We start from the raw sequence: 2,071 nt of genomic DNA, 5'->3' as shown, positions 1-2,071 counted from the left end.
GCCGTACGGCGACCGAGCTCGGCGCGCACGCCGTACTCGCCCTCAGCTTCCCGCTGCATCCCCCGGGCAAGCCCGAGAAGTCCCGCGCGGAGGAGCTGCTGGGTGCCGGGGTGCCCACCCTCGTCGTCCAGGGCGGCAACGATCCGTTCGGGAAGCCGGAGGAGTTCCCCGAGGGGGCGTACGACCTGGTCGAGGTGCCGTACGCCGACCACGGCCTCGCGGTCCCCAAGCGCGCCGAGATCACCCAGGAGCAGGCGCTGGAGATCATCACCGACGGTGTCCTCCAGTGGGTCGCGTCACTCGGGTGACGGAGGGAATGCCGCGGCCCGCACCACTGTTGTGGGGGACAGAAGTGCTGAACCACCAGCACCGACGTCGTAGGAGAGGAAGTCCGCCGCATGGGTTCGACCATCTGCCCTCCCGCCGCCCACCACCCCGTGGACGGGCTGCGCCCGGCAGAGTCTGATTCGAGCCGTGAGCGCAGCGCTGACCTGGACTGGACGGTGCTGCACGTGGCCAAGACCGCTCCTATTCGAGCGGCGGCAGGCGCGGGTCGTGTTCTATCCTCCGAATCGAGTGGGACCGGTTTCGGCCCCGCCCGGAATCTTGAGGAGGTGGGTCCGGTCACTGGGACCGACGCAGGGACCGACAACGGTCAGGCGGAGCTGCCCGAGGGCCAGGGCAACAGCGCGGAGTCGACCGCGGAGCGCAGTGCGCGCTTCGAGCGGGACGCGCTCGAATTCCTCGACCAGATGTACTCGGCCGCGCTGCGCATGACGCGCAATCCGGCCGACGCCGAGGACCTGGTGCAGGAGACCTACGCCAAGGCGTACGCGTCCTTCCACCAGTTCCGCGAGGGCACCAACCTCAAGGCCTGGCTGTACCGGATCCTCACGAACACGTTCATCAACTCGTACCGCAAGAAGCAGCGCGAGCCCCAGCGCAGCGCCGCCGAGGAGATCGAGGACTGGCAGCTCGCCCGTGCCGAGTCGCACATGTCGACCGGTCTGCGCTCCGCCGAGTCGCAGGCGCTCGACCACCTGCCCGACTCGGACGTCAAGGAAGCGCTGCAGGCGATCCCCGAGGAATTCCGCATCGCCGTCTACCTCGCGGATGTAGAGGGCTTTGCCTACAAGGAGATCGCGGACATCATGGGGACACCCATCGGTACGGTGATGTCCCGGCTGCACCGGGGCCGCCGTCAACTGCGCGGCATGCTGGAGGACTACGCCCGCGAGCGCGGACTGGTCCCGGCGGGCGCCGGAGAGTCGGACGAAGCGAAAGGCTCGGGCTCATGAGCTGCGGAGAGCCGCACGAGACGGACTGCAGTGAGGTCCTCGATCATCTCTACGAGTTCCTCGACAGTGAGATGCCGGACGTCGATCGCGACAAGTTCAAGCAGCACTTCCAGGAGTGCTCGCCGTGCCTCGAGAAGTACGGCCTGGAAGAGGCCGTGAAGAAGCTGGTCAAGCGGTGCTGCGGGCATGACGACGTGCCGACCGACCTGCGCGCGAAGGTCCTGGGGCGGCTGGACCTGATCCGCTCCGGGCAGGCGGTGCCCGAGCACGACGTGACGGCCGCGCCGGTCACGTCGCAGGAGTCCCGACAGTCCTGACACCGGTCCGCGACGCCGCTTCGGACACCGCTTCCTGACTCGGGAGTCATCACCCGAATGTGCTAATCCGCGGGTCATAGGCCCACAGACCCCCCGACCGCCGCCCTAGGCTCCGGAGCCTGGACAGGCATGGTCGGGGGGAGAGGCGTCGTGGAGACGGTTCCGGCACAGGCACGCAGGTACGTGGTCTGTGCCGCCGTTCTCGCACTGCTCTGTCTGCTGCCGCTGCCCCGGACCCACGCCCCCTGGTGGGCGGTCGCGCTGCTCACCGCGCTGTACGCGGCCTGCGAACACCTGGTCCGGGGCCGCTTCGGGGGCACCTTCTATCCCGTTCTGCTGGCCGGGGCGTTTCTGCTGCCCCCGCCCGCCGCCGTGCTCGTGGCGCTGCACGGCGCGGCGACGCCCCACGCCGCTGAGCGCTGCACCCCCCAGCCGGGGTGGTGGTCTGGCGGCACC

Annotated in this window: 3 protein-coding genes and 1 pseudogene; all 4 read left to right on the top strand. The window is 69.4% G+C overall.

Annotated features, from left to right (window positions below):
• Nucleotides 1-308, top strand: a 308-nt coding sequence (locus ACFW2E_RS45785; protein WP_384477813.1) for an alpha/beta family hydrolase, incomplete at its 5' end; no start/stop codon positions are given.
• A 306-nt stretch (nt 309-614) separates the two neighbouring features.
• A complete protein-coding gene (gene sigR, locus ACFW2E_RS45780) occupies nt 615-1,298 on the top strand; it encodes an RNA polymerase sigma factor SigR (RefSeq protein ID WP_384477809.1) in 684 nt (227 codons plus the stop codon).
• Complete coding sequence (rsrA, locus tag ACFW2E_RS45775; protein ID WP_384477806.1) at nt 1,295-1,615, top strand: mycothiol system anti-sigma-R factor; 321 nt, start codon at nt 1,295-1,297, stop codon at nt 1,613-1,615. Before sigR ends, rsrA begins: the two co-directional genes overlap by 4 nt.
• 150 nt (nt 1,616-1,765) lie before the next feature.
• Nucleotides 1,766-2,071 (top strand): annotated as a pseudogene (locus tag ACFW2E_RS45770) (metal-dependent phosphohydrolase); the annotation flags it as partial.

The sequence above is a fragment of the Streptomyces sp. NPDC058964 genome, assembly GCF_042741275.1.
Taxonomy (GTDB): Bacteria; Actinomycetota; Actinomycetes; order Streptomycetales; family Streptomycetaceae; genus Streptomyces.
Note: the sequence above shows the minus strand (reverse complement) of the source record. Positions and strands in the feature narration are given on the sequence as shown.